A 22,751-nucleotide genomic window follows, 5' to 3' on the forward strand; every position below is an offset into this window, starting at 1 on the left:
GGAGTGACCCGAGCCACAGGGCAGCCGTGGGTCGTGCTGCCCGAAGGGGTGAGCCGCGTGCCGGCGCGCGCGTCAGCCGGTGGCGGGGACCGCGGTCTCCTCGGCGATCCACCGGAGGTAGGCGGGGTTGCCGCCGACGAGGGGCAGCGCGATCACGCACGGGACGTCGTAGGGGTGCAGCTCCCCCGCCCGCGCGACGATCGCCGGCACGAGGGCCCGCCGGGTGTGCAGGGCGACGCGGGCCTCCTCCTCGTCGTGGATCGCGCCGGCCCACCGGTACACCGACCGGATCGCCCCGACCCGGTGCCCGCAGGCGGCCAGCCGCTCCTCCACGAGGGTGCGCGTGAAGCCGGCCAGCCACGCGTCGTCCGCGGCCGTCACGACGACCTCGCAGAACTCCTCGTCCACCCGACCATCCTGTCGCCCCTCGGCCGGGGACGCCCAGCGTGCAACCACTGTCCCCGCGGGTAGTGCGAGCGGCATGACCGACGACATGACGATCCAGCTCGACAGCGACGAGTACGTGGTGCGCCGGGAGGGTGCCGGCCTCCGGCTCGGGCGCCGGGTCGGCGAGGAGCTGACCTGGCTGGAGACCGTGGACCTCGACCTGCTCCCGGCGCCGGCCCGGGAGGCCCTCGACCGCGGGGACGCCTCCGACGAGGCGCTGCTGACCGCGCTGCGGGGGGTGGCCCAGGCCGAGGTCGAGCGCGGCGGCTGACGGCCACGTTCGGGTGTACCTGCCCGTACGAGGGGTGCGTCCGCTCAGGGGTGGGCAGATGATCTTGGGTGATCGATCGCCCTGTCAACCTCCGGAGGTACTCGTGATCATCCTCGGTCTCATCCTGCTCCTCATCGGCCTCCTCGCCGACATCTCCATCCTGACGACGATCGGCATCATCGTGCTGGTCATCGGGCTCGTCCTCGTGCTGCTCGGCTCGACCGGGCGCGCGGTGGGCGGACGCAAGCACTTCTTCTGATCCACCCGGCGTCGCCTCGCGCGGCTCCGAGGGACGGCTCCCGGGCCCCGCTGTCAGCGCTGACAGCGGGGCCCGGTGCCGTCTCGGGGCCGTCAGTCCAGCGGGGCGAGCTCGACGACGGCGTCCACCAGCTGGTGCCCGTCGAGGAGCGAGCGGTCGTTGTGGTCGGCGCCGTCGACCTCGACCGACCGGTGCAGTCGCCCCGCCGCCGCCGCCACCGCGCGGCTCTGACTCGCCGGCACGATCGAATCGTCGGCGCCGTAGACGACGGTCGTCGGCGCCTCGACCCGGGCGAGCTGCTCGGCCACCGGGAACCGGTCGCGCAGCAGCGCCCGCGCGGGCAGGAACGGATAGTGCACGGCCGCGACCGCGGCGAGGTCCACGAACGGTGAGCGCAGGACCAGTGCGGCGGGCGGATGCTCGGTCGCGAGCTCGGTGACCACCGCGGCGCCGAGGCTCTCCCCGAAGTAGACGAGCCGCTCCGGTGGCACGCCGACGACGTCGACCAGGAACGCGCGGGCCGCCCGCACGTCGAGGGCCAGCCCCGCCTCGCTGGGACTGCCCGGATTGCCGCCGTAGCCGCGGTAGTCGAAGAGCAGCACCGACAGCCCGGCCTCGTGCAGCGCCTCGGCCAGCGGTGCGCGGTAGCCCCGGTGGCCGGCGTTGCCGCTCGCCACCAGGACGGCGGGGGCACCGTCGTCCGCGGGGAGGAACCAGCCGCCGAGCTCGAGCCCGTCGGCGGTGGGAAGCACGACGTCCCGGGCGCCGGGCAGGCCCGCCGCCGCGGCCGGCACCGGACCGGCGTCGGGCAGGTAGATCAACGACCGCTGGAAGGCCCAGAGCAGTCCGGTCAGCAGGGCGAGCACGAGGACGACGATGCCCGCCCCCACCAGCGCCGAACGGACCATGGGCCGATGATGCAGCGTCGGCCGCGACGGGTTCGCGTCCCCGGCACGGGGTAGCGCGGTCGACATGGCTCTTCCCCGGATCCTCGTCCTCGTGCTCGCCGGCGGTGCCGGCGGCCGGCTGGAACTGCTCACCGAGAACCGCGCCAAGCCGGCGGTCCCCTTCGGCGGGGTATACCGGCTGATCGATTTCGCGCTGAGCAACTGCGAGCACTCGCAGATCGCCGACGTGTGGGTCTCGGTGCAGTTCCACCCGACGTCCCTGTCGGAGCACCTGTCCAACGGACGGCCCTGGGACCTGGACCGCACCTCCGGCGGCCTCATGACACTCCCGCCGTTCCTGGGCACCGACCGCGGCGGCTGGGCCACGGGTACGGCGGACTCGCTGTGGCGGCAGGCCGAGCTGGTCCGCGACTTCGACCCGGACGCGCTCGTCGTCGTCAGCTCGGACGCCGTCTACAAGCTGGACTATCGCGACGTGGTGGACGCCCACCTGGGTTCCGGCGCGGAGGTGACGATGGTGACCACGGAGGTCGCCGAGGACGATGCGTCCCGCTACGGCATCGTCCGGGTCGGTACGAACGGGAAGGTCGACGACTACGCCTACAAGCCGGAGGAGCCGGCGACGACCACCGCCACCAACGAGGTCTTCGTGTTCACGCCGACGCCGACGCTGGATCGGCTGGAGGCGCTCGCGGACGACGCCGGCGACGACGGCCTCGACGACCTCGGCAGCCAGCTGCTGCCGGCCCAGACCAAGGACGGCCTGGCCCGCGCGTATCCGCTCGAGAGCTACTGGCGGGACGTCGGCACCATCCCGGCCTACTGGGAAGCGCACCGCGACTTCCTGTCGGCGGAGCCCCCGATCGACCTGGACGACCCGGCCTGGCCGGTGCACACCCGCGGCGGCCGGCGCAGCGCGGCGCGGGTCCTGTCCGGCGCCGTCGTCGACGGGAGCCTGCTCTCCGGCGGCACCCGCGTGGCCGGCGAGGTGCGCGGCTCGGTTCTCTCGCCGGGCGTGGTCGTCGAGCCGGGGGCGACCGTCGTGGACTCCGTCCTGCTGCCCGGCGTCCGGGTGCGGTCCGGGGCGACGGTGACCCGCGCGGTGCTGGACGACGGCGTCGACGTGGGCCGGGGCGCCACGGTGGGCGGGGACGGCGACATCACGCTGGTGGGGCGTCGGGCGAAAGTGGAGCCGGACTCCGAGATCGCCGCCGGCACCCGGTTCCCGGACCCGGATCGGGACGGGTGACGGCCTGGCGCCGTCCTTCGACGGCGCCGGTCAGGTGCGAGCACCGGATCTCTCGCGCTGTTTTCCCGGAAGCGCTCACCTTCCGTCGCTGCGACGACGGTGACATCGTGTGCGCCGAGATCCGGCTGAGACGAGGCCGTCCGCGTGCACCACCGCGGCCGCACGGACGCTGTGAACGCGATGGCACCGATCTCACATCACCGTTCAAGGGAGAACCTGATGCGCCGTATCGCTGTGCTGTCCGCTCTCGTCCTGACCGGCGGCCTGGTCGGCCCGAGCAGTGCACTGGCCGCGGAGGACAACGAGAACCGCTGGATCGCCGTGGAGGACCACTTCGCCATCGTCCTGCCCGACGGGACGACGTTCACCGAGGACGAGGAAGGCATGCCCGAGGAGGAGCTTCCTCCGGTCGGGAGCCGCCTGTTCATCAGCGAGGTGCTGCACGAGACGGAGGACGGCGAGACGGCCGGCAGCGAAGTGGGCCGCAGTCACATCGAGTGCACCGCGCAGGCCGCCGAGCTGATCTTCTCGTGTGACGCCACCTTCGCCTTCGACTCCGGCTCCCAGCTGCACGGCACCGTCGTCGTCGACTTCGGCGCCGAGGAGCCCACCGAGGCCTTCCAGCTGGACATCGCGGTGACCGGCGGAAGCGGCGACTTCTTCGGCGCCACCGGAGTGGTGAACCTCCTCGACATCACCGACGTCGACGACCCCGACGCCGCCACCACCACCCTGTACGAGGCCGACATCCACCTCGCGGAGTAGGGCCGGGCCGAACCGACGGGACGGGGGCGGGTCGACGACCCGCCCCCTGCCCGTCCTTCTCCGGCCGTGCCTACGGCGTTGCGACTGCGAACGTGCCTTCGGGACCGGCCGGCTCGGGCAGCTCGACAGGCTCCCCCGGGACCTCCTCGCCCGGCACCCCGTTCACGGTCTCCGTGGAGTAGGCGTACGTGAGCATCGCGAACGCGATCAGGTCGCCGTTCACCTCGAGGGCGTGGTCGTCGTTGTTCTCGAAGGTGTCGCACTCCAGGTGGTAGCACGGGTCGAACTGCTCATCCGCGGTGCCGCCCCAGATCGCCGCCTGCTCCTCGGTCTTGATCTGCTCGGCACCCGTGAAAAGGCCCCCCGAGGGAATGCCGGCGAGGATGAAGGCCTCGTAGTCGCTCCGCCCGGAGAACGCGGTGTCGTCGTAGGGCTCCCCGATCGCCGTGTAGTACGACTCGAAGAGGTCCTCGATGGCGACCGATCCCTCCGGGATCTCGAACGGCGCCTCCGCCGGCACCTCGTACGTCGACTGGTCGGAGTCGTAGACCATGAGCACGTGGTTCGGCGAGCCGACCATGTCGTAGTTCAGATAGAGCGCGATGCGGTCGCGTTCCTCCTGCGACAGCCCCTCGACGTAGTCCGCGGAGCCGAGCAGACCGAGTTCCTCGGCCGCCCACCAGCCGAACCGCAGCGTGTTCTCCGGCTCCGACTCGGCCATCATCAGCGCCGTCTCGAGCAGAGCCGCCGAACCGGAGCCGTTGTCGTTGATCCCCGGCCCCTCGGTGACGCTGTCGAGGTGGGCGCCGGCCATGACGACGTTGTCGGTGTTCCTGCCCGGCAGCTCGGCGATCACGTTGTGGTCGGTGCGGATCTCCGAGGGCTGCACCTCCACGGAGGCGACGGAGCCCTCCTGGGCCAGGGCCACGCCGTCGTCGAAGCTGGCGCCCACGACGGGGATGTCGTAGACGGCCGGGATCGTGCCCTCGATGTCGAGAGACGTGGCGGACCCGATGACCAGTGCCATGCGGTCGGGCGCATTGCCCTGGTTGAAGGTGATGACCGCTTCGGCGCCCGCTGTGTCGGCGTTCTGCGCCTTCGTCCCGAACGTGCACGTGCCGCGCTGGATCAGCGCGATGTCGGCCGGGCCGCTGAAGTCGAGTCCCGCGAAGTCCTCCGCCTCGCAGCCGCTGGTGGAGGCGCGGTCGCCTGCCAGGTTGATGTCGACGGGGATCACCGGGCCCTCGACGGTGGCCGAGCCGCTGCCGGTGAGGACGCCGGTCTCGTACTCCACGTCCACCGGCTCCAGCTGGCGGAGCGCGGCGGGGAACTCGAACTCGAATTCGACCTCGTCGAGCGTCACCTCGTAGCCGGCCGCCTCGAGCCGCTCGGCGACGTACTCGACGCTCGTCCGGTAGCCCTCCGTGCCGGCGGCGCGGGTGCCCGGGTAGACCGGGTCCTCGCTCTTGGTGGCGATCTCCTGCAACGCCTCCTGGTGCTGCCGAACGCCCTCGAGGGTGACGCAGTCGAGGAGTTCCTCGTACGTGTCGTTGGCGCGGTCGCCGCACCCGCCGCCGGCGGTCGCAGCGGATCCGGGCAGCAGGAGCGCCACGAGCATCCCGCCGGTGCCCACGGCGACGGCGCGTTGCGCCGTCCTCCTCGCCGGCTTCGTCCTCCGTTGCGTCATCCGCCACTCCCTGGTCGGCCCCGACCCGCGCGGGGCGCCCGCCGGCACTCGCCCGGTTCCGGGCACGGGAAGGATCTCTCCGCTGACATCGGACGTACAGGGAGGAGGTCGCGCCCCTGACCGTTCGTGTGCCGGCGGTGACGTGGTGCTGAGCCGCCGCGAGTTCGCGAACGACCCGGCGGCCGGTTGCACCACCCACTTCATCGCCGCCCACCCGGCCATGTGGAACGAGGACATCGGCGAGGACGCGTAGGTCACTCACTCCTGGAGCGTTGGGCGCGCTCCGGGTGCGGCAGGAGTCGAGGAGCACGGTCAACGCCCCGGGAGCGGGTCGCCCGGACCCTGCCGGATGCCGCGTGGGCCGTTACCGTCCGGAGCCGTGACCCAGAACAGCCCGCTCCCAGCGGCCGACGACCCCGGTCAGGCGGCAGCCGCGCGCATCGCCGCCGGGTACGCCTTCGAGGGGCCCGCCCTGCATCTGGGCGCGGTGATGCACGGGAACCGGGCCCATGCCGCGGCCCAGGTGCGGCTCCCGCTCGCGATGCTCAACCGGCACGGGCTCATCGCCGGCGCGACCGGCACCGGCAAGACGAAGACCCTGCAACTCATCGCGGAGCAGCTCTCGGACGCGGGGGTGCCGGTCGTGCTGGCCGACGTCAAGGGCGACCTCAGCGGGCTGGCCCGGCCCGGCGCCCCGGGTGAGCGCGTCACCGAACGCGCCGCGCAGACCGGGGACGCGTGGACGCCGGCCGGGTATCCGGTGGAGTTCCTGTCGCTGGGCGGCCTCGGGCCCGGCGTTCCGGTGCGGGCCACGGTCACCGGGTTCGGCCCGGTGCTGCTGTCCAAGGTCCTGGATCTGAACCCCACCCAGGAGAGCTCGCTCGGGCTGATCTTCCACTACGCCGACGACGCCGGGCTGCCGCTGCTGGACCTGAAGGACCTGCGGTCGGTCGTCAGCTGGCTGGTCAGCGACGAGGGCAAACCGCAGCTGAAGGGCCTGGGCGGGCTCTCACCGGCCACCGCGGGCGTCATCCTCCGCGAGCTCATCGGCCTGGAGGATCTCGGCGGCGACGTCTTCTTCGGCGAACCGGAGTGGGAGGCCGCCGACATCCTGCGGACCACCCCCGACGGCCGCGGGGTGATCAGCGCGGTGGAACTGGCCGCGGTCCAGGACCGGCCCGCCCTGTTCTCCACCTTCCTCATGTGGCTGCTCGCGGAGCTGTTCGAGGACCTGCCCGAGGTCGGCGACCTGGACAAGCCGAAGCTCGTCTTCTTCTTCGACGAGGCCCACCTGCTCTTCACCGGGGCGAGCAAGGCGTTCCTCGAGTCGGTGACCCAGACGGTGCGGCTGATCCGGTCGAAGGGCGTCGGCATCTTCTTCGTGACGCAGAACCCGACCGACGTCCCGAGCGGGGTGCTCGGCCAGCTCGGCAACCGGGTGCAGCACGCGCTGCGGACCTTCACCCCCGAGGACGCCAAGGCCCTCCGGAAGACGGTGTCGACGTTCCCGGAGTCCGACGACTACGACATCGCGGAGATGCTGACCTCGCTCGGCACCGGAGAGGCCGCCGTGACGGTGCTGTCGGAGCGGGGGTCCCCCACCCCGGTCGCGTGGACGATGCTGCGCGCGCCCCGCTCGCTCATGGCGCCGGTCGAGCCCGCGGTGCTGGAGCAGGCGGTCGCCGCCTCGCCGCTCACGGTCAAGTACGGCCAACCCGTGGATCGCGACTCCGCCTACGAGCGGCTCGCCGCCCGGCTCGCTCCCCCGCCGGTGGCCGCGCCGGACGCCGCGCCCGAGCCCGAGCTGCCGAACCCGTGGCCGGAGATCCCCGAGCCCGAGGCCCCTCGTCGTCGCGGTCGCGCGCAGGCTCCACCGGAGGACGGCGTCGTCGAGACCGTGCTCGGCTCGGCGGCGTTCCGGTCGTTCGCCCGGTCAGCCGCCTCGGCACTGGGACGCGAGCTCACCCGCGGCCTGTTCGGCAACCGCCGACGGCGCCGCTGAGCCCTACGGCGTCAGGTCCAGGGCGCGCTGGTGTCCCGGGCACACACCGGGCAGGCGCGGTCCTCCCCGCCGTCCGGTGGCCAGTCGCCGTCCGTCACGTCCACCTTCGCCCCGCACTCCGCTCGGAACGGTGGCTCCTTGCGGGTGGCTGTGGCTACCACCGCGTGCCGCTCGCCGACGGGTGAACCGTCCGCGCCGGCACGCCTTCCGACCACGTACTCGCTGCTCATGGCTCAGGAGATATCACTTTCCGCCGGTCGACGCCCTGTGAACCCGGTGGGCAGCCGCGACCAACGTCTCGGGTGACAACAGCTAGCGGGGCCGGGCCTCCAGCACGTGCACCCCGGCGCCGGTCGGGACGTCGGCGGTGAGGTGCAGCCCCGCGGCGTCGAGCAGGGTGGCGTACTCCGCCACGGTCCGCTCGCGACCGTGCAGGAGCACCAGCATGTGGAGGTCCATGCGCACCGCGGCGGGGTCGTCGACCGCCCGTTCCGGGACGACCGCCTCGACGACGAGCAGCAGCGAGTCCGGCCGCATCGCCGCGCGGCACGTGCGCAGCACCCGCAGCGCGTCGGCGTCGTCCCAGTCGTGCAGCACGCGGGAGAGCAGGTAGGCGTCGGCGCCGCCGGGCACGCGGGTGAAGAAGTCCCCGCCCACCGCCGGCAGGTCGCTGCCGTCGACGACTTCCGGAAGGTCGAACAACGTGAGCTCGGCGTGCGGCGCCCGGTCGCGCACCGCCCGCAGCAGGGTGCCGCTGCCGCCGCCGACGTCGACCACGGACGCGAAGCGGGACACGTCGTAGACGTCCACGACCGCCCCGGCCTCGCGGGCGGAGCGGTCCGCCATCGACCCCCGGAAGGCGGCCAGCCGCTCGGGCGCTGCGGACAGGAACGCGCGAAGAAGGCCTGCCCGTGCACCAGCTCGAACGGGGTGCCGCCGGATCGGACGGCGTCGAGCAGGCCGACGGCCGCGCGGTAGTAGATGTCGGCCCGGGCAGTGACCGCCGCGCGGAGCGACGACGGGACGTCGGGTAGGAGCAGTCGCCCTGGACCGCCGAGGGAGAACCGGCCGTCGCCGTCCTCCTCGAGCACCTCCTCGGCGGCCAGACCGCGGAGCACCCGGCGCAGCGGCCCGGGGACGGCGCCCACCTCGGCGGCCAGATCCTCGGCGGTCCGCGGCCCGCCGGCGAGCGCCTCCGGCACGCCGAGGGCGATCGCGACGTGCAGCAGCTGGGTGACCAGGTAGCCGTCGGCCAGCCGGGCCAGCCGATCGGCGGCGGAGGCGAGCGCCACGGTCACGGCGCCGGAGGTTTGCGAACGGGGTCGACAGTCCTTGTCCGACCTGCGGGAACCCCGCTACGGTCCGCCGCATCTGGCCGCGCCTTCGCGCCCCCAGCCCGGCCCCACCGAGGAGTCTTCGTGGCCGTTCAGCTGCCTGACGTCGGCACCACGACACGCAACCCGCTCGAGCCGCTCAACGCGGACGAGATCCGGCGAGCGTCCGAGATCCTGCGCGAGCAACGGGACCTCGGCCCGACGGTCCGGTTCGTCACCGTCGCCCTGCACGAGCCTCCGAAGCAGGAGGTCCTCGACCACGACCGCAACGGCGGGCAGGCGCTCGACCGGGGGGCGTTCGTCGTCCTCTACGACCGCGGGCACCAGCAGACGGTCGAGGCCGTCGTCTCCCTGTCCAGCGGGATGGTGACCTCCTGGCAGGTCATCGAGGACGTCCAGCCGAGCGTGATGCTGGAGGAGTTCTTCAGCACGGAGGAGATCACGCGCGCCGATCCACGCTGGCAGGAAGCGATGCGCAAGCGCGGGGTCACCGACTTCTCGCTGGCGATGATCGACCCGTGGGCCGCGGGCTACGACATCGAGGACCCGCAGGGCCGGCGCCTGATCCGCCCGCTGACGTTCGTCCGCTCCCGGGAGGACGACAACGGCTACGCCCGGCCGGTCGAGGGGCTGATCGTGCTCGTCGACCTCGACCTCATGGAGGTCATCGACGTGCGCGACCACGGGGTCGTGCCGCTGCCGCCGACGGCCGGCAACTACGTGCCGGAGCTGATGTTCGACGACGACAACCGGCCCGCGCACACCCGCCTGCGCGAGGACGTGCGGCCGATCGAGATCACCCAGCCCGACGGCCCGAGCTTCACGGTGGACGGCCACGCGGTCAGCTGGCAGAAGTGGCGGCTGCGGGTCGGGTACAGCCCCCGCGAGGGCCTCGTGCTGCACCAGATCGGGTACGAGGACCGCGGCCGGCTGCGGCCGGTCATCTACCGCGCCTCGCTGTCGGAGATGTACATCCCCTATGCCGACCCGGCCCCGACGCACCGGATCAAGAACGTCTTCGACGAGGGCGAGTACGGGGTCGGGCTGCTGCTCAATCCGCTCGAGCTCGGCTGCGACTGCCTCGGCGAGATCCACTACTTCGACGCGGTGGCCAACGACCAGGACGGCCAGCCGGTCGTCATCCCCAACGCCATCTGCATGCACGAGGAGGACTTCGGCGTCGGCTGGAAGCACACCGATTTCCGTACCGAGAAGGTGGAGGTGCGCCGCTCCCGCCGCCTGGTCATCTCCTGCTTCGCCACCGTCGGCAACTACGAGTACGGCTTCTTCTGGTACCTCTACACCGACGGTTCGATCCAGTTCGAGGTGAAGCTCAGCGGCGTCCTCTCGACCGGCGCGATCCCGATCGGTGAGGAGCCGCGGTTCGGCAACCTCGTGGCTCCGGGGCTGTACGGACCGCACCACCAGCACTTCTTCAACGTCCGGCTGGACATGCAGGTCGACGGCGAGCGGAACTCGGTCTACGAGGTCGACGCCGCCGCCCTGCCGCCCGGCCCGGACAACCCGTACGACAACGCCTGGGTGACGAACAAGACGTTGCTGGCCCGCGAGAGCGAGGCGCAGCGGCTGATCGACCCGTTCGTCGCCCGGACCTGGTACGTCGTCAACCCCTCGCAGGTCAACGAGCTCGGCCAGCCGGTCGGCTACAAGCTCATGCCGGGGGACAACGTCCTGCCGCTCCAGCAGGAGGGCTCGCAGGCCTTCTCCCGGGCCCAGTTCGCCTACAAGCACCTGTGGGTGACGGCGTTCGACGACAACCAGCGGTACGCCGCCGGCGACTACCCCAACCAGCACGGGTCGCCCGGTGGGCTGGTCGAGTACCAGAAGGCCGACCGCCCGCTCGAGGATCAGGACCTCGTCGTCTGGTACTCCTTCGGCGCGCATCACGTGGTCCGCCCGGAGGACTGGCCGGTCATGCCGGTCTCCTACGTCGGGTTCCACCTCAAGCCGGTCGGCTTCTTCGACGGGAACCCGGCCCTGGACATGCCGCGGTCGACACCCGCCTGCCACCCGGGCGACGGCCACGAGCACGGCCACGGCAACGGGCACGGAGCCACCGGACAGGCCGCCGCCCACCACGACGCCGGGCACGGCACCGCCGGACCGGCCGCGCAGTGAGCACCCAGGAGACCGGCCGGCAGCCCGGCGAAGAACAGCCCGTCCGGTCCGACCGCGGACTGGCGCACGACTCGATGACCCAGCTGGAGGTCATGGCCCAGTCGGTGGCGGCCATCGCCCCCAGCGCGGTGATGGCCAGCCTGCCGGTGCTGATCGCCCTCTACGCCGGACCGGCCGCGTGGATGTCGTTCGTGGCCGCGATCGTCGTCGTCGTGCTCGTCGGCCTGTGCGTGGCGCAGTTCGCGCGACGGTTCGCCTCCTCCGGCTCGCTGTACAGCTACGTCGCCCGGGGCCTCGGCCCCACCGGGGCCTTCGCTGCCGGCTGGGGTCTGGTGATCGGTTACACCTGCATCGCGATGGTCGGCGTGATCGGCACCGGCCTCTATCTCGGGAACTTCCTCGAGACCCTCGGCCTCCCCGCTACCTCCACCATCGGATACGTCGTCCTGTTCGTGATCGCGGCGGTGGGCGCGGCCGCCTTCGCGATCATCGGCATCAAGATCTCGACCCGGCTCGGTCTGGTCCTGGAGATCATCTCCGTGACGGCCGTGCTCGTCGTGCTGGTCGTCGTCCTGGCCCGGAACGGCATCGCCGCCGGCCCCTCCCAGTTCTCCTTCGAGGGCGCGTCCTTCGACGGCGTGACGTTCGGCATCGTCCTCGCCGTGCTGGGCTTCGTCGGCTTCGAGAGCGCGGCCAGCCTCGGCGCCGAGGCCCGCGACCCGCACCGCACGATCCCCCGGGCGGTCGTGGGCAGCGCGCTGATCGTCGGTGGGCTCTACGTCTTCGCCACCTACACCTCGGTCCTCGGCTTCGACGGCCCCGAGAACCTCAGCGCCAGTACGGCGCCGATCAGCGACCTCGCCGAGCAGAACGGCCTCGGTGGCCTCACGTGGATCGTCGACCTCGGGGTCACTGCGTCCTTCTTCGCGGTGATCATCGCCAGCATCAACGCCGCGGCCCGGGTGCTCTACACGATGGGCGAGGAGGACGTCCTGCCCGCGGCGCTGGGGCAGGCCCACCGCACGCACAAGACCCCGCACGTGGCGATCGCGGTGATCGCGCCGGTGGTCGGACTGGTGCCGGTCCTCCTCGTCGCCACGGGGACGGCAGCATTCAACGTCATCGGATACGCCGGCACGCTGGGCACCTTCGGCTACATGCTGGCCTACCTGCTGATGGCCGCCTCGTTGCCGTTCTTCCTGCGCCGACGCGGCGAGGCGAACCCCCTGTCGACGGTCCTCGCCGTCGTGGTCGTGGTCGCCCTGCTGTACGTGTTCTTCAAGAACGTGTGGCCCGTGCCGCCCTCGCCGTACAACCTGCTGCCGTGGATCTTCCTGGCAGTCCTCGTCCTCGGTCTGGCGTGGTACTTCAGCGTCCGCGTCCGGAACCCGGAGGTGCTCCGGGAGGTGGGCATGATGGAGGAGGAGCCGCTCCCGCCGGGGACCGTGCAGGACGGCGCCCGAGCTCGGGACGACGGAGCCGGCCCGCTGGGCCGGTCCACCGACCGCGACCCCGACCCGCGCCGCTGATCGACGGGGGCCACCTGCCGAGAAGCCGACGCAGGGGTTGCGGCGAGACGTCGTCGCGGGCTGCGTCGGTACGCCCGTGTCGGGCCGCCCGTAGCGACCGCTCGTCTGGCGTCGGGCCCGACTGTCAGCAACCGGCGACGTCGTAGCCCTGCACGGCCGGCCAGGCCGACGGTGGCGTCGTCGGCCAGTCCCAGATGGAGATGCCGATGGCCCGCTGCTCGGTGGCGGCACGCGCCATGGCCGTGTAGTCCTCGGCGCTCTCCTGGAAGTCGTAGCCACCGATCACCGAGACCACGGCACACGGGTCGGCGAGGTGCCGGCGCACCCGCTCGATGTTCTCGGTGACGTACCAGTGCGGGTCGGTGAATCCCTCCTCCGACCGGTTCGACCAGTAGGCCATCGGCAGCCAGACGTCGTAGAGCCCGCGCAGCTCCTGCCACGGGAACTGCGGCCAGTACGCGGTGTTCAGGACGTCGGTGACGACCGGCGGCAGCACGATGGCGCCGAGTTCGACGTCGGGCAGGGCGGCCCGCAGCTGCTTCGACAGGTCGATCAGCGCCGCGTTCCGCGGCGCGAGCTCGACCGCATCGGTGAACTCGATGTCGACGGCGATCGCGTCGAACCCGCGCCCGTCGGCGCGGAAGGCCGCGATCTGCTGCAGCCGCCGCAGGTCACCGGCGATGTCGCCGAAGCGCGGCAGGTACCAGGCGACGACCTGCATGCCTCGTGCGTGCGCCCGCTCGAGGAAGTCACCGAGGAGGTCGGTGCTCAGCAGCCCGGGGTACCGGGGGTCGTCGGCGGCCGGCTGCAGGTAGATCGTGCGAACCCCCGCGTCGGCCATGTCGTCGACGGCCGCCGGCGCCACCGGTGGCGCCGCGCCGGCGAACTCGCGGGTGATCCGGTACCTCGACAGCCACGTGCCGACGCCCGCGTACGGCGAGGAGCCGACCTCTGGCCGGCCCGGGTCCGTTCCGTCCGACTGGTCGGACGGAACGACGACGTCGGCGGCCTCGGACCGCTGATCCGGCGAGTCGCCGGATGGCTCGCCCGACGCCAGCACCACGCCGAGGACGGCGACCAGCAGGAGGCCAAGCACCAGTCCGCCGGTACGGCGCTTGGAGCCCCACCCGTGTGCGCCCCTGCCCACCGCCGCATCATCGCAGGCCGGACGAGCCCTGCCCCCCGGGTCAGCCGTCGACGTATCGGTCTCGCTGGACGACGACCTGGCCGGTGGCGGGGTCGGGTGCGGTGCCGTCGCCCGGCCGGCCTCGCGGACCGCAGCCGTGGAGGCGAACACGCCACAACGCACCGCGAGAAGCCGGCGAGGGTGCCGCCGAGAGGCGAAAGCGATCAAGCGCCCGACCGCGCTCGCGGCTCCCCCACCGGCCCGACCGCCGTGCCATATTCCGTCCGTCTGTCCGACCGACCGGACCGCCGAGCCGCACGGCGGCACGTGGGGACGTCTGCGCTCGACGTCGTCCGAGGGGCAGTACCGCACCAGGGGGAAACACCGTGTCGGAAGCGAGCAGCCTCAGCGTCCACGTTCCCAGGCGCCGGCCCCGCCGGCGCCGGATACCCATGTTGCTCGGCCTGCTCGCCCTACTCCTGCCCCCGGTGGTGGGCCTCGGGGCCGGCACCGCGCACGCGGACCCCTCGCCGTACGGCCGGACACTCGCGGTCGAGGGACTCGCCGACCCCGACATCTACAAGGTCGACGACAACCTGTACTTCCTGTCCGGGACGTCGTCCCAGAACTTCCTGCCCATCTACACCTCGACCGACCTGGTGACGTTCAGCTTGCTGCGCCGCTACGACCCGAGCGAGTACGACGACCGCTACGACTACTGCAACCAGTGGGCGCCGGAACTGGACAGGCGGAACGACGAGTACGTGCTGTACTTCGTGGCCGCTCGGGTGGACAAGGGGACGCCCTGCCCGGCGAGCAACAGCGAGCAGACGATCTTCTACGCGACGGCGTCGGACGCGAACAACGACATGCAGTTCGGCACGCCTCGCGAGATCAACGCGGACACCGAGCACCCCCGCACCTACGTGACGAAGGGCTGCCCGTCCGACGGATGCGACCGGGCGTTGCGGCTCGACCCGTCGGTGTACTCCGACGGGTCCCGGCGGTGGATGCACTACACCTGGTTCGACCCGGTGGCCGGCTCCGTGGTCTCCGCCTTTCCACTCGACGACCCGGCGGACGTGATCCAGGTGGCTCGGCCGACGGCGCCGGCCGAGCACCGGATCAACGAGGCCCCCACCCTCTTCAGCCGCGACGGCCGGCACTACCTCGTCTACAGCACGGGCCACTATCGGGGCGAGTACGGGATGACGTACATGATGGGCGCCCAGGTGAGCGAGCTGACCTGGCAGCACCCGCAGCACTGGTCCTTCTCCTCGCCGCTCAGGGCGCACGACGGTCGGATGATCGAGAATCATGGACACAACACCGTCACCGATCGTGGCGGCCAGCTCTACACGCTGTACCACGTCGGCAGGTTCACCTCGGCGGGGGTCTTCGCCGGCCGTGACGTCTACGTCCAGCCGCTGACCTTCAGGGGCGACGGCTTGCTGAACACCCTCAACACCGTCGCCCTGCGGTGGAGCGCGACAGGTGACAGCACGTATTCGCTCGACGTGCAGACCAGGGACGGCGCCTGGATCACGAACTGCCTCGCTATCGGCGCCGCGTCCTCGGTGATCTTCAACGAGGTGTGCACGGGCGCCGGCGACACGGTCGTGCGCAAGGCCGATGCGGCCGCCTTCCGGATCAACCGTGTCGTGGCCGGCGAGACGGTAGCGACCACGACCCTGGCCTACGACGGCTACAGCGACAGTCTCGACGCGACCGTCTGAGCCGGGCAGCGGACGTCCCGCCGAGGGGCGATGCGGTAGGTGCCGACAACTCGACACCTGTGTGAGGTGCCTGGCCATTCGGCGCTCTGACACGAACGCCTCTGCACGCAGTCATCCAGCCGTCCATCGAGCGGTCGCGGTCGACGACGAACTCACCGGTGGCGGTCTCGACCGAGGAAAGGTGCTTACTGACTCGGCTGTGGGAGTTGGGGGCACTCGACCTGCGGATTGAGGCCGAGGTAGTTCAGCGGCCCAGCCACCACCGTGACGATCACCGTGGTCGCGGTCGCGCAACTGGTGTCCCCGCTCGTGAAGTATCCGCGCTGGAAGGCGGCCAATGCGCCGATCACCAGCCAGATCAGCAGCAGGACCGCTCCGATGCTGCCAGTCCTGCTTCTTCCACGGGTGCGCATACGTGGCAACTACCCGGGGAGCAGCTCGAGCATGCCGGGCCTTCGATCTTCTGAGCCAGGCCGATCAGCACGATGGCGGGGCTCAGTGCTGTGCACCCCGGAGGTATGCCCGGGACCTCACGACGCGAGCAGGCGCCGGTCGGATTGAGGCCACCCCCGTGAACGCCGGAGGCTCCAGCGCCGCTCTACGCGGCTCGCAACTGTTTGCCTAGGTCGATCCAGTGTCGCTTCTCGACGGCCCCCATGTCCGCCCAATCCCACGGGATGATCCGGTCGGCCTGCGTGAAGCGCCACCCGTCGAAAGCTCTCCTGCCGGAGAACTCTTCGTCAGGTGTCCAGAGGTTCGCTGCATCGTGGGGGAGCACCTCGCCCATGCTTCGTGGCGCGCATCCGCCTGTCGATACTCTTTCGTTACATTTCTGGTCGGCTTTGGGTTCGCTGGGACAGGTGAGGCTCAGTGGGTCGAAGAGGCTCTTCTCCAGGCACTCACTGATGGCGTCGCTCAGCCAGTGGAGTCCATCGACGTCCGTCCGGCGCCGCATTCACTCACGACATGGGGCGTCGATCCGGCGCATCTGCCGCCGTTGCTCAGCCGGAACGGCGTCGGCGGAGCGGATGTTCTCGAGTTCGGCCCGGTGACTGCCGCCGATCCTGACGCCGTCACGGCGGGCGAAGTGAGTCACGTGGCGGACGCGGCGGGGGCTTTGGCAGGACACGATCATGTGCGATCCGGCGACGCGGACAACAAGGCCGAGGGCGGCCGGGGTCGACTCGATGGTGACCTTGTCACCAGGGCGTAGGCCACTTAGCTCATCCCGGTTGTCGGCGGCCACGCCGATACTCCTTCCCTCCATGGTCGGGGCCCGGAGGAAGGCGCCCTGCGATATGCGTACGCCACCTGCCCGGATGGGTTCCGACGTCTGAGCCCCTGGCGGGTGCGATGGGCTCGCCCGGTCGTGTGACATTCCGAGACGAGCCCGTGTCCTCACTCGCTCGGTGGGCGACCCTGACCCTCGTGTCCACGTTCCCGGCCATGGCCGCGCTGCCGTACGAGCACCCCGTGCGTGCGAACGCTGGACGGCGGGCGGAACTGCGGCGGCTACTGCTCGTTGCGGACATCCACGAGGTGTCGACGCGGGAGATGCTGGACGTCACGGGCACTGCAACGTTCACCGACCTGCGCCCGCGCACCTGGTACGAGTACCGGGCGACCGTGGAGAGCCGCCGGCCGTTCGACGGCCTTACCGGAGTTCCGCCACCCGGTCACGTCCTGGCGGAGTCCGGGTGAGCCGCCGCGCATGCCCTGCCTTCGTCACCGTTTCTCCGGGCCGGGACGTCCACTGCACGCACCGGGCCGGACACGGCCCGGCCGAGGACATGCACCAGGGACTGCTGCGCGTGACCCTGCCCGATGGACGGGAGCACGCCGCGTCGCTGGTCTGGAGCACGTCCCCGGTTCCCGGAGACCAGGAGCACCTGCGGCGCTCGGATTGACCGCTCGGGGAAACATCGTGGGAGGGTCACATCAGGCCGCCGAGCTGCCGATGACCATGTCTATGAGCACTGACCCCCAGACGCAAGCGATTGCCCGGGTTACGGCGGCCGTCGCCGCCGTAGGCAACGCCCCCGTCGCCGGTCCTGCACCCGACGCCGAGGCCGCCGCTTCGGCACCCGACGGCGAGATCGCCAGCGAGCGGTCGGTCGAGCACATGTACGAGGCCGGCCTGGCGAGGCTGGAAGCCCTGCACGACCACTGGGCGGCCGCCATGGCGGAGATCCGTGAGGTGCAGGCGAGCAGCGAACCGGGGACAGCCGCCGCCTGAGTCGGTCGACACCACGCGGCGCCACAGTGGCGACGCATCACCGTCATCTGGCGTTGCCGCCACCCGGAGTTCAGCGCGATGAGCAGGTCCAGGCACTCCTCCTGCCGCACCTCCCCGAGGTTGATCCGGGAGGGCCGCACCCGCAGCGCCTGCTTGCGCACCAGACCTTCGGCCGTGACAGCGGTGCCCCAGCCGGCGCGTCGAAAGTCCCGTGCAGGACGCGCCGCGCCGTGATCGGCCATGGCAGTTGCGGTCGTTCCTGCCGGTGGGCGAGCGGTCCGGTGGCGCCTCGTTCTGGGCGGTTCGGGCTGGTGATCGCACGTTCCGCGACCAGCGCCATCGCGTCAGCCGCTCCTCTTGGCCAGGACCGCCATTCCCTCTCGCCGCGGGAGGACGGCGGCGCAGACGAGGCTCCCGACGAGCGTCACGGCGAAGACGGCCAGCACCGCCCGGTGCTCGGCGAGGACCTGCGCGCGGCTGCCGTCCAGGTCGAGCAACCGCCCCAGCAGGGCGATCCCGACGACCGCGCCCAGGTAGCGCATCGTGGACGCGACACCAGCAGCCATCCCGCTCTGCCCGGGAGCGACGGCGGACAGTGACGCGCTCTGAGCTGCAGGGGAGGACAGCCCGAGCCCCGCACCGAGCAGTACGAGGGGGATCCGGACGTCGCCCGGAGCGGAGAGGCCCGACCGGTCCAGGGCCAGCAGTCCCACCAGGCAGAGAAGTGCTCCTGCAAGGGCCACGGAGCGCGGACCCAACCGGTCGGTGAGCCGTCCGGCGAGCAGGGACATCGCGACCATCGCTCCCATGAGGAAGCTCAGCAGCTGCCCGATCACCTGGGCGTTCAGCTCGAAGAGGTCGCCCAGCACCAGCGGCAGCTCGAAGAGGAGCGCGTACATGACGAGGTTCTGCAGGGCGATCAGCAGCGATCCGGCGGCGAAGGGCACCGACCGGAACAGCCGGAAGTCGACGACGGGGTCCCGGGTACGGGTCTCCCACCAGCCGAACGAGATGAGCGCTGCCACCCCCACGGCGAGCACCAGGACGGATGAGGCGCGCCCTCCCTGCGTTCCCACGACCACGAGTACGAGTCCGGACGTGAGCAGCGCGGATCCCCACCAGTCGAACCGGGTCGCCGTCGACGGTGGGACGGCGAGGGGCACGTTCGCGGCGACGAGGGCCGACACGGCGAGCACGGGCACGTTGGCGAGGAAGACGGCCTCCCACGAGAACGCCTCGACCAGCACGCCGCCGAGGACGGGGCCGACGGCCGCTGCCAGGCCCATGATCGCCCCGAAGGTGCCGAACGCCCGACCGCGGCGCTCGGGCGGCAGTTCGAGGCGCATGAGGGAGACCGTGGCCGGAACGACCAGCGCCCCGCCGCAGGCCATCAGCACGCGAGCGACGGTGAGAGCGGCGAGGTTGGGCGCCACCAGGCCCAGCAGGGATCCCGTGGCGATCGCCGCCTGTCCGAACGAGACGACCCGCCACTGGCCGAACCGGTCCGCCAGCTTTCCGCCAGGGCTCTGCAGGGCGATCGCCGTGATGAGGTACGTCGCCACGAGGGCCTGCGTGACCGTCGTGACGGAGTAACCGAACTCCGCTGCGACGGCAGGCACCGCGACCGCGATCATGGTGGAGTTCAGCGGCATCAGGCTCGCCGTCAGCCGCGCCGCGAACAGCCTCCGCGCCACCCCGTGACCGGGGTGGTCAGCCATGCGTGATCGGCCGTCGCTGCAGCAGGAACAGGGTGTCACCCACGAAAGCGAACTCGATGTCGTGCGCGGTGTCGGCATAGACCTCGTTGCAGGCGCGCACGAGCCCGTGGAGCTTCCGCACCTGCTCATGGCCGAGGCAGGGCATCCCCGCGAGGTCCGACGGCACAGCCGTCTCCCGCGCGACGCCGTCGCGGGTCAGCCGGATCGCGACGTCCTTCTCGCCGATGACGGTCTCCAGGATCCTCCCGTCGGGGCTCGCTCGGATGTGGTCGGGAGTGACGAGGCCCGACACGACGGCCTCCCCGAGACCCCAGCTGGCCTCGATGACCAACTCGTCGGCTCCGGTGAGGGGATTGCGGGTGAACAGGACCCCTGCCATGTCGGCGTCGACCATCTCCTGCACCACGACACCCATGCGGATGGCCCCGTCGACCGCGAGCCTGTCCCGGTAGGCGAGAGCGCCCGGATGCACGGCCGAGGCGTGGACCTCGCGGACTCCGTGGACGACCGCGTCCCCACCTACCAGTCCCAGGACCGTGAGGTGGGCGCCGGCGAAGGAGGCGTCGTGCGAGTCCTCGCCGACCGCGCTCGAGCGCACCGCGACAGGGCCGGAGCCGGCGACCGTCGCGCGAAGCGCAGCCTCCACTTCCGGTCCGTCCCTGTCCCGCCGGACGAGCGCCTCGACCTCGTCCCACCCCAGGGCCCACCCGTCCGGCACGGGCAGTCCGGCTCGGCGTGCCGAGGCCAGCTGGGCGGCCTTGCCTCCGAAACGTCCGGCATCGCCGGCGGCCGAGAGCGGGCTCACGCGGGACAGGACGCTCACGCCAGGAGCCGGACTTCGCCCGTCGTGCCGTCCACCCGTACCCGTGCGCCATCGGGAATCCTCGCGGTCGCCTCGCGCGTGCCGACGACCCCGGGGATGCCGTACTCCCGGGCGACGATCGCCGCATGGCTCAACTGCCCACCCCGGTCGGTCACGATCGCGCCCAACAGGGGCAGCACGACGTTGAAGTAGGGCGAGGTCATCCGCGTGACGAGCACGTCGCCCGGCTGGACGCGGTCGAACTCGGCCGCGGAACTCACGAGACGAGCCGGGCCCTCGTAGATGCCGGTGTTCACCGGCAGACCGCTCAGGACCGTCTCGGTGTTGGCGGTGTCCGGCACCTTGAACAAGTTGTCGACGAAGATGTCCATGGCACGAGCGCTGCGGTGGGCTCGCTTCGGCAGCCACTGCACCGGCGGGGGCGGCGCAGGAAGAGCGCGGAGGAACTTCGGTGCGTCGTCGATGGTGTGCGACTCCCACCACTGATGGCGCTCAGCCACCTCTTCCGGACCGGGACCGGGCTGAGCGCGCAGCAGGGCGACCGCCTCGTCGGCGGTCAACTGCACGGCGTGCTCCGGATGGTTCAGTCGACCCGAGGCCGTGAGCCTGCGGCCGGCCTCCAGCAGGGCCCGACGGGCCAGCCCGGTCGCCCAGCCGTCGGAGTAGACGCCGCGCTCGTCGCGCAGCCGATACATGAGGCGGACCTCGCCGAGCCGGTCGTCGAAGTCTTCCCGGTGCTCCTCGGGCACCAGTTCACGGATGGTCTCCAGACCGGTGTCCTCGTCCGGGGAGCTGCTGAGGCCACCCACGGCGGCTCCGAGCGCCCCGACGAGCATGTCCGGCATCTCCCCGGCCGTCTTGTCCGCGACGTCGTACCCGACACTGCGCCAGCGGACGGCGTCCAGGTACACCGACACGGCGGGTCCGGCGACGGGGTCGGCGGCGAGGGCTGCCAGCTTCTCGCGGGCGGCGGCCGGAGCGGCCACGATCGCGCGGGCAGGGTCGGAGGAGGCGATCGCCTTGCCGGCGTCCTCGAGCTCGACGGCCGCGAACCCCCTCGAGATCGCCGAACGCCCGCGGAGCAGCCCGAGCAGCTCTCCGCTGGTCAGGCCGGTCCAGGCCGTGGCACCCGCCAGGAAGTCGCCCACAGGCAAGGCGGCGGGAACCGTGTACTTGTGGTGCAGGTAGACGCTCGACGTCATGTGCCTCGCGCGCATGACCAGGTGCTGCCCCAGGTCCTCGTCGGACAGCGCCGCCACGTCGACGTCCTGGACGGCCCGGTGCTCGGTGACCGCGGCCGGCTTGTCCACCTCGTCCCACCGCGCCAGGTCCTCCCGCCACAACTTTCTCTCGATCGCCTCCGCGGACCTGGCGATCCGCTTCCGCATCGCGGGGTGCAGCCGGGTCAGCAGCTGGAGCACCGGCTTGGGAGGTGGGCCCATGGCTCCTGGTGGCGCCCCGAACGCCACCGGCTGGACGTAGAGGAAGGCCGCGGCGTAGCCCGGCTCGAAGTGATCGAGCAGGAGGCCGTAGCGGGCGGTTCCTTCAGTGAAGCCCCTGACGAACCCCTCCGCGAACGAGGCCTGGGCGAAGGAGGTGACGGGCCGGGAGAAGTGAGTGCTCTCGAGCTCCCACGGCCCCTTCCCGGGGGGCTCGAAGTCCAGCTCCGTGGACCTACCGACGGACGACATGGTGCCCTCCCTGACCTGCGCACGAGGGATCGGGATGACGTCCCTCGGGGGGTGCTCGTGGCGTGTGGCTCGCGAGTCGGCTCACTATGGCGTCGCCGAGCGGACGAATCCACCAGCCCGTGCGCGAGGGGTCATCCAGAATTCGACAACCGTTCCTGCGTCGTAGGTTGCGCACGTGCCGGGGATTCTCGGCCGGGAAGCGGGCGGCCGCCGTCCAGGATTCCTCCGGAACGCTGAGGGTCTCCTCGACGTCGGGCCGTCGAGGTGGCGCTGCAGGGGCACGAGCACGCGCACCGGCCCCGGTTCAGCCGGTGGCTGTGGTCTCGTCTAGCCGGCGCCGGAGCGCAGCCGAGGTCGCCACGGTGAGATCGTCGCCCACGGCGTCAACGGTGGGTTCCTGCCACGTTGGCAGGCGGCGCGGCAGCGTGTCGCCGAGGCGTTGCCAGTGGCGGCCCATCCGGCGACGCACGCCCGAGGCCACCCAACGTGCCTGCTTCAACACCCAGCGCAGCAAGCCAGCCTTGGCGGACGCGCGGCCTCGGCGGTACCGCTCCACGGCGACGACGTCCGCGCCACCCGGTCCGCGGGCCGTAGCATGACGACGACCTGGGCGTTCACCGCACGTGCCGCCTCGCGAAACGTGGCGTCGCTGGCAGTGCGAGCAGGTGGACCGCGATCTTCTGATTCGGCGCCGCGACCGAGAGACCCGACGCTGCGCGATGCTCGAGGCTGGGCGCGTCCTGACGTCACGTCGAACCCACTGCGGCCTGGCATCCGGCGATCGAACGCCCGTAGGCAGTCAGATGCGGACACGGTCGACCAGTCCGGCGC

At 71.5% G+C, this 22,751-nt stretch carries 20 protein-coding genes; 10 read left to right on the forward strand and 10 right to left on the reverse strand.

Annotation, left to right across the window (positions count from 1 at the left end):
* Positions 1–72: 72 nt before the first annotated feature.
* Positions 73–408 carry a divalent-cation tolerance protein CutA gene (cutA, locus tag E4P39_RS03775; protein WP_135135051.1) on the reverse strand — a complete coding sequence of 112 codons (336 nt, stop codon included), beginning with the start codon at positions 406–408 and terminating at the stop codon, positions 73–75.
* A gap of 73 nt (positions 409–481) precedes the next feature.
* Here cutA and E4P39_RS03780 point away from each other — a divergent pair, with 73 nt between their 5' ends.
* Complete coding sequence (locus E4P39_RS03780; RefSeq protein ID WP_135135052.1) at positions 482–718, forward strand: hypothetical protein; 237 nt, start codon at positions 482–484, stop codon at positions 716–718.
* A 103-nt stretch (positions 719–821) separates the two neighbouring features.
* Entirely contained in the window at positions 822–977 is a 156-nt protein-coding gene (locus E4P39_RS22130) for a DUF6131 family protein (RefSeq protein ID WP_167761552.1), read from the forward strand.
* A 92-nt stretch (positions 978–1,069) separates the two neighbouring features.
* Here the strand turns inward: E4P39_RS22130 and E4P39_RS03785 are convergent, their stop codons facing one another.
* Complete coding sequence (locus E4P39_RS03785; protein WP_135135053.1) at positions 1,070–1,885, reverse strand: alpha/beta fold hydrolase; 816 nt, start codon at positions 1,883–1,885, stop codon at positions 1,070–1,072.
* Between the two features lie 64 nt (positions 1,886–1,949).
* Here E4P39_RS03785 and E4P39_RS03790 point away from each other — a divergent pair, with 64 nt between their 5' ends.
* Positions 1,950–3,134 (forward strand): sugar phosphate nucleotidyltransferase, encoded by a 1,185-nt coding sequence (locus tag E4P39_RS03790; RefSeq protein WP_135135054.1) that lies wholly within the window; start codon positions 1,950–1,952, stop codon positions 3,132–3,134.
* A gap of 219 nt (positions 3,135–3,353) precedes the next feature.
* A complete protein-coding gene (locus E4P39_RS03795; RefSeq protein WP_167761560.1) occupies positions 3,354–3,899 on the forward strand; it encodes a dirigent protein in 546 nt (181 codons plus the stop codon).
* A gap of 70 nt (positions 3,900–3,969) precedes the next feature.
* Here E4P39_RS03795 and E4P39_RS03800 read toward each other — a convergent pair whose 3' ends face one another.
* Positions 3,970–5,586 (reverse strand): M20/M25/M40 family metallo-hydrolase, encoded by a 1,617-nt coding sequence (locus E4P39_RS03800; RefSeq protein WP_209306329.1) that lies wholly within the window; start codon positions 5,584–5,586, stop codon positions 3,970–3,972.
* Positions 5,587–5,965: 379 nt separating this feature from the next.
* On the opposite strand from E4P39_RS03800, the gene E4P39_RS03805 reads away from it, so the two are divergent.
* Entirely contained in the window at positions 5,966–7,588 is a 1,623-nt protein-coding gene (locus E4P39_RS03805) for a helicase HerA-like domain-containing protein (protein WP_245159611.1), read from the forward strand.
* A gap of 312 nt (positions 7,589–7,900) precedes the next feature.
* Here the strand turns inward: E4P39_RS03805 and E4P39_RS23115 are convergent, their stop codons facing one another.
* On the reverse strand, positions 7,901–8,959 hold the full coding sequence (locus E4P39_RS23115; RefSeq protein WP_280790782.1) for a methyltransferase: 1,059 nt from the start codon (positions 8,957–8,959) through the stop codon (positions 7,901–7,903).
* 47 nt (positions 8,960–9,006) lie between these two features.
* Here E4P39_RS23115 and E4P39_RS03820 point away from each other — a divergent pair, with 47 nt between their 5' ends.
* Together E4P39_RS03820 and E4P39_RS03825 are read left to right on the forward strand one after the other, a co-directional pair.
* The gene (locus E4P39_RS03820) at positions 9,007–11,061 is read left to right on the forward strand and encodes a primary-amine oxidase (protein ID WP_135135058.1); all 2,055 of its coding nucleotides are present in this window, start codon (positions 9,007–9,009) and stop codon (positions 11,059–11,061) included.
* The gene (locus E4P39_RS03825; protein WP_245159612.1) at positions 11,058–12,590 is read left to right on the forward strand and encodes an APC family permease; all 1,533 of its coding nucleotides are present in this window, start codon (positions 11,058–11,060) and stop codon (positions 12,588–12,590) included. Before E4P39_RS03820 ends, E4P39_RS03825 begins: the two co-directional genes overlap by 4 nt.
* A gap of 124 nt (positions 12,591–12,714) precedes the next feature.
* On the opposite strand, the gene E4P39_RS03830 is transcribed toward E4P39_RS03825, so the two are convergent.
* Positions 12,715–13,686, reverse strand: coding sequence for a hypothetical protein (locus E4P39_RS03830; protein ID WP_135135059.1), 972 nt, complete (start codon positions 13,684–13,686; stop codon positions 12,715–12,717).
* Positions 13,687–14,168: 482 nt separating this feature from the next.
* On the opposite strand from E4P39_RS03830, the gene E4P39_RS03835 reads away from it, so the two are divergent.
* A complete protein-coding gene (locus E4P39_RS03835; protein WP_167761562.1) occupies positions 14,169–15,452 on the forward strand; it encodes a family 43 glycosylhydrolase in 1,284 nt (427 codons plus the stop codon).
* Positions 15,453–16,407: 955 nt separating this feature from the next.
* Here E4P39_RS03835 and E4P39_RS03845 read toward each other — a convergent pair.
* Entirely contained in the window at positions 16,408–16,698 is a 291-nt protein-coding gene (locus E4P39_RS03845; RefSeq protein WP_135135062.1) for a hypothetical protein, read from the reverse strand.
* 182 nt (positions 16,699–16,880) lie between these two features.
* Here E4P39_RS03845 and E4P39_RS03850 point away from each other — a divergent pair, with 182 nt between their 5' ends.
* Positions 16,881–17,153 carry a hypothetical protein gene (locus E4P39_RS03850; protein WP_135135063.1) on the forward strand — a complete coding sequence of 91 codons (273 nt, stop codon included), beginning with the start codon at positions 16,881–16,883 and terminating at the stop codon, positions 17,151–17,153.
* A gap of 268 nt (positions 17,154–17,421) precedes the next feature.
* Entirely contained in the window at positions 17,422–17,688 is a 267-nt protein-coding gene (locus E4P39_RS22795) for a hypothetical protein (protein ID WP_167761532.1), read from the forward strand.
* 344 nt (positions 17,689–18,032) lie between these two features.
* Here E4P39_RS22795 and E4P39_RS03865 read toward each other — a convergent pair whose 3' ends face one another.
* From E4P39_RS03865 to E4P39_RS03880, 4 genes are all read right to left on the reverse strand, one after another.
* The gene (locus E4P39_RS03865; RefSeq protein WP_167761563.1) at positions 18,033–19,406 is read right to left on the reverse strand and encodes an MFS transporter; all 1,374 of its coding nucleotides are present in this window, start codon (positions 19,404–19,406) and stop codon (positions 18,033–18,035) included.
* On the reverse strand, positions 19,399–20,229 hold the full coding sequence (locus E4P39_RS03870; protein ID WP_135135066.1) for a PEP/pyruvate-binding domain-containing protein: 831 nt from the start codon (positions 20,227–20,229) through the stop codon (positions 19,399–19,401). Before E4P39_RS03870 ends, E4P39_RS03865 begins: the two co-directional genes overlap by 8 nt.
* Complete coding sequence (locus E4P39_RS03875; RefSeq protein ID WP_135135067.1) at positions 20,226–21,920, reverse strand: PEP-utilizing enzyme; 1,695 nt, start codon at positions 21,918–21,920, stop codon at positions 20,226–20,228. Before E4P39_RS03875 ends, E4P39_RS03870 begins: the two co-directional genes overlap by 4 nt.
* Positions 21,921–22,224: 304 nt before the next feature.
* Positions 22,225–22,476 (reverse strand): hypothetical protein, encoded by a 252-nt coding sequence (locus E4P39_RS03880; protein ID WP_135135068.1) that lies wholly within the window; start codon positions 22,474–22,476, stop codon positions 22,225–22,227.
* Positions 22,477–22,751 lie beyond the last annotated feature (275 nt).

Source organism: Blastococcus sp. CT_GayMR19, assembly GCF_004570385.1.
Classification (GTDB): domain Bacteria; phylum Actinomycetota; class Actinomycetes; order Mycobacteriales; family Geodermatophilaceae; genus Blastococcus_B.

What these genes read in the sequence shown, in the direction of transcription:
- E4P39_RS03780 (WP_135135052.1), top strand. Translation starts at nt 482, where the DNA reads ATGACCGACGACATGACGATCCAGCTCGACAGCGACGAGTACGTGGTG.
- E4P39_RS03785 (WP_135135053.1), bottom strand. Translation starts at nt 1,885, where the DNA reads ATGGTCCGTTCGGCGCTGGTGGGGGCGGGCATCGTCGTCCTCGTGCTC.
- E4P39_RS03790 (WP_135135054.1), top strand. Translation starts at nt 1,950, where the DNA reads ATGGCTCTTCCCCGGATCCTCGTCCTCGTGCTCGCCGGCGGTGCCGGC.
- E4P39_RS03795 (WP_167761560.1), top strand. Translation starts at nt 3,354, where the DNA reads ATGCGCCGTATCGCTGTGCTGTCCGCTCTCGTCCTGACCGGCGGCCTG.
- E4P39_RS03800 (WP_209306329.1), bottom strand. Translation starts at nt 5,586, where the DNA reads ATGACGCAACGGAGGACGAAGCCGGCGAGGAGGACGGCGCAACGCGCC.
- E4P39_RS23115 (WP_280790782.1), bottom strand. Translation starts at nt 8,959, where the DNA reads ATGCGGCGGACCGTAGCGGGGTTCCCGCAGGTCGGACAAGGACTGTCG.
- E4P39_RS03835 (WP_167761562.1), top strand. Translation starts at nt 14,169, where the DNA reads ATGTTGCTCGGCCTGCTCGCCCTACTCCTGCCCCCGGTGGTGGGCCTC.
- E4P39_RS22795 (WP_167761532.1), top strand. Translation starts at nt 17,422, where the DNA reads ATGAGCACTGACCCCCAGACGCAAGCGATTGCCCGGGTTACGGCGGCC.
- E4P39_RS03865 (WP_167761563.1), bottom strand. Translation starts at nt 19,406, where the DNA reads ATGGCTGACCACCCCGGTCACGGGGTGGCGCGGAGGCTGTTCGCGGCG.
- E4P39_RS03875 (WP_135135067.1), bottom strand. Translation starts at nt 21,920, where the DNA reads ATGTCGTCCGTCGGTAGGTCCACGGAGCTGGACTTCGAGCCCCCCGGG.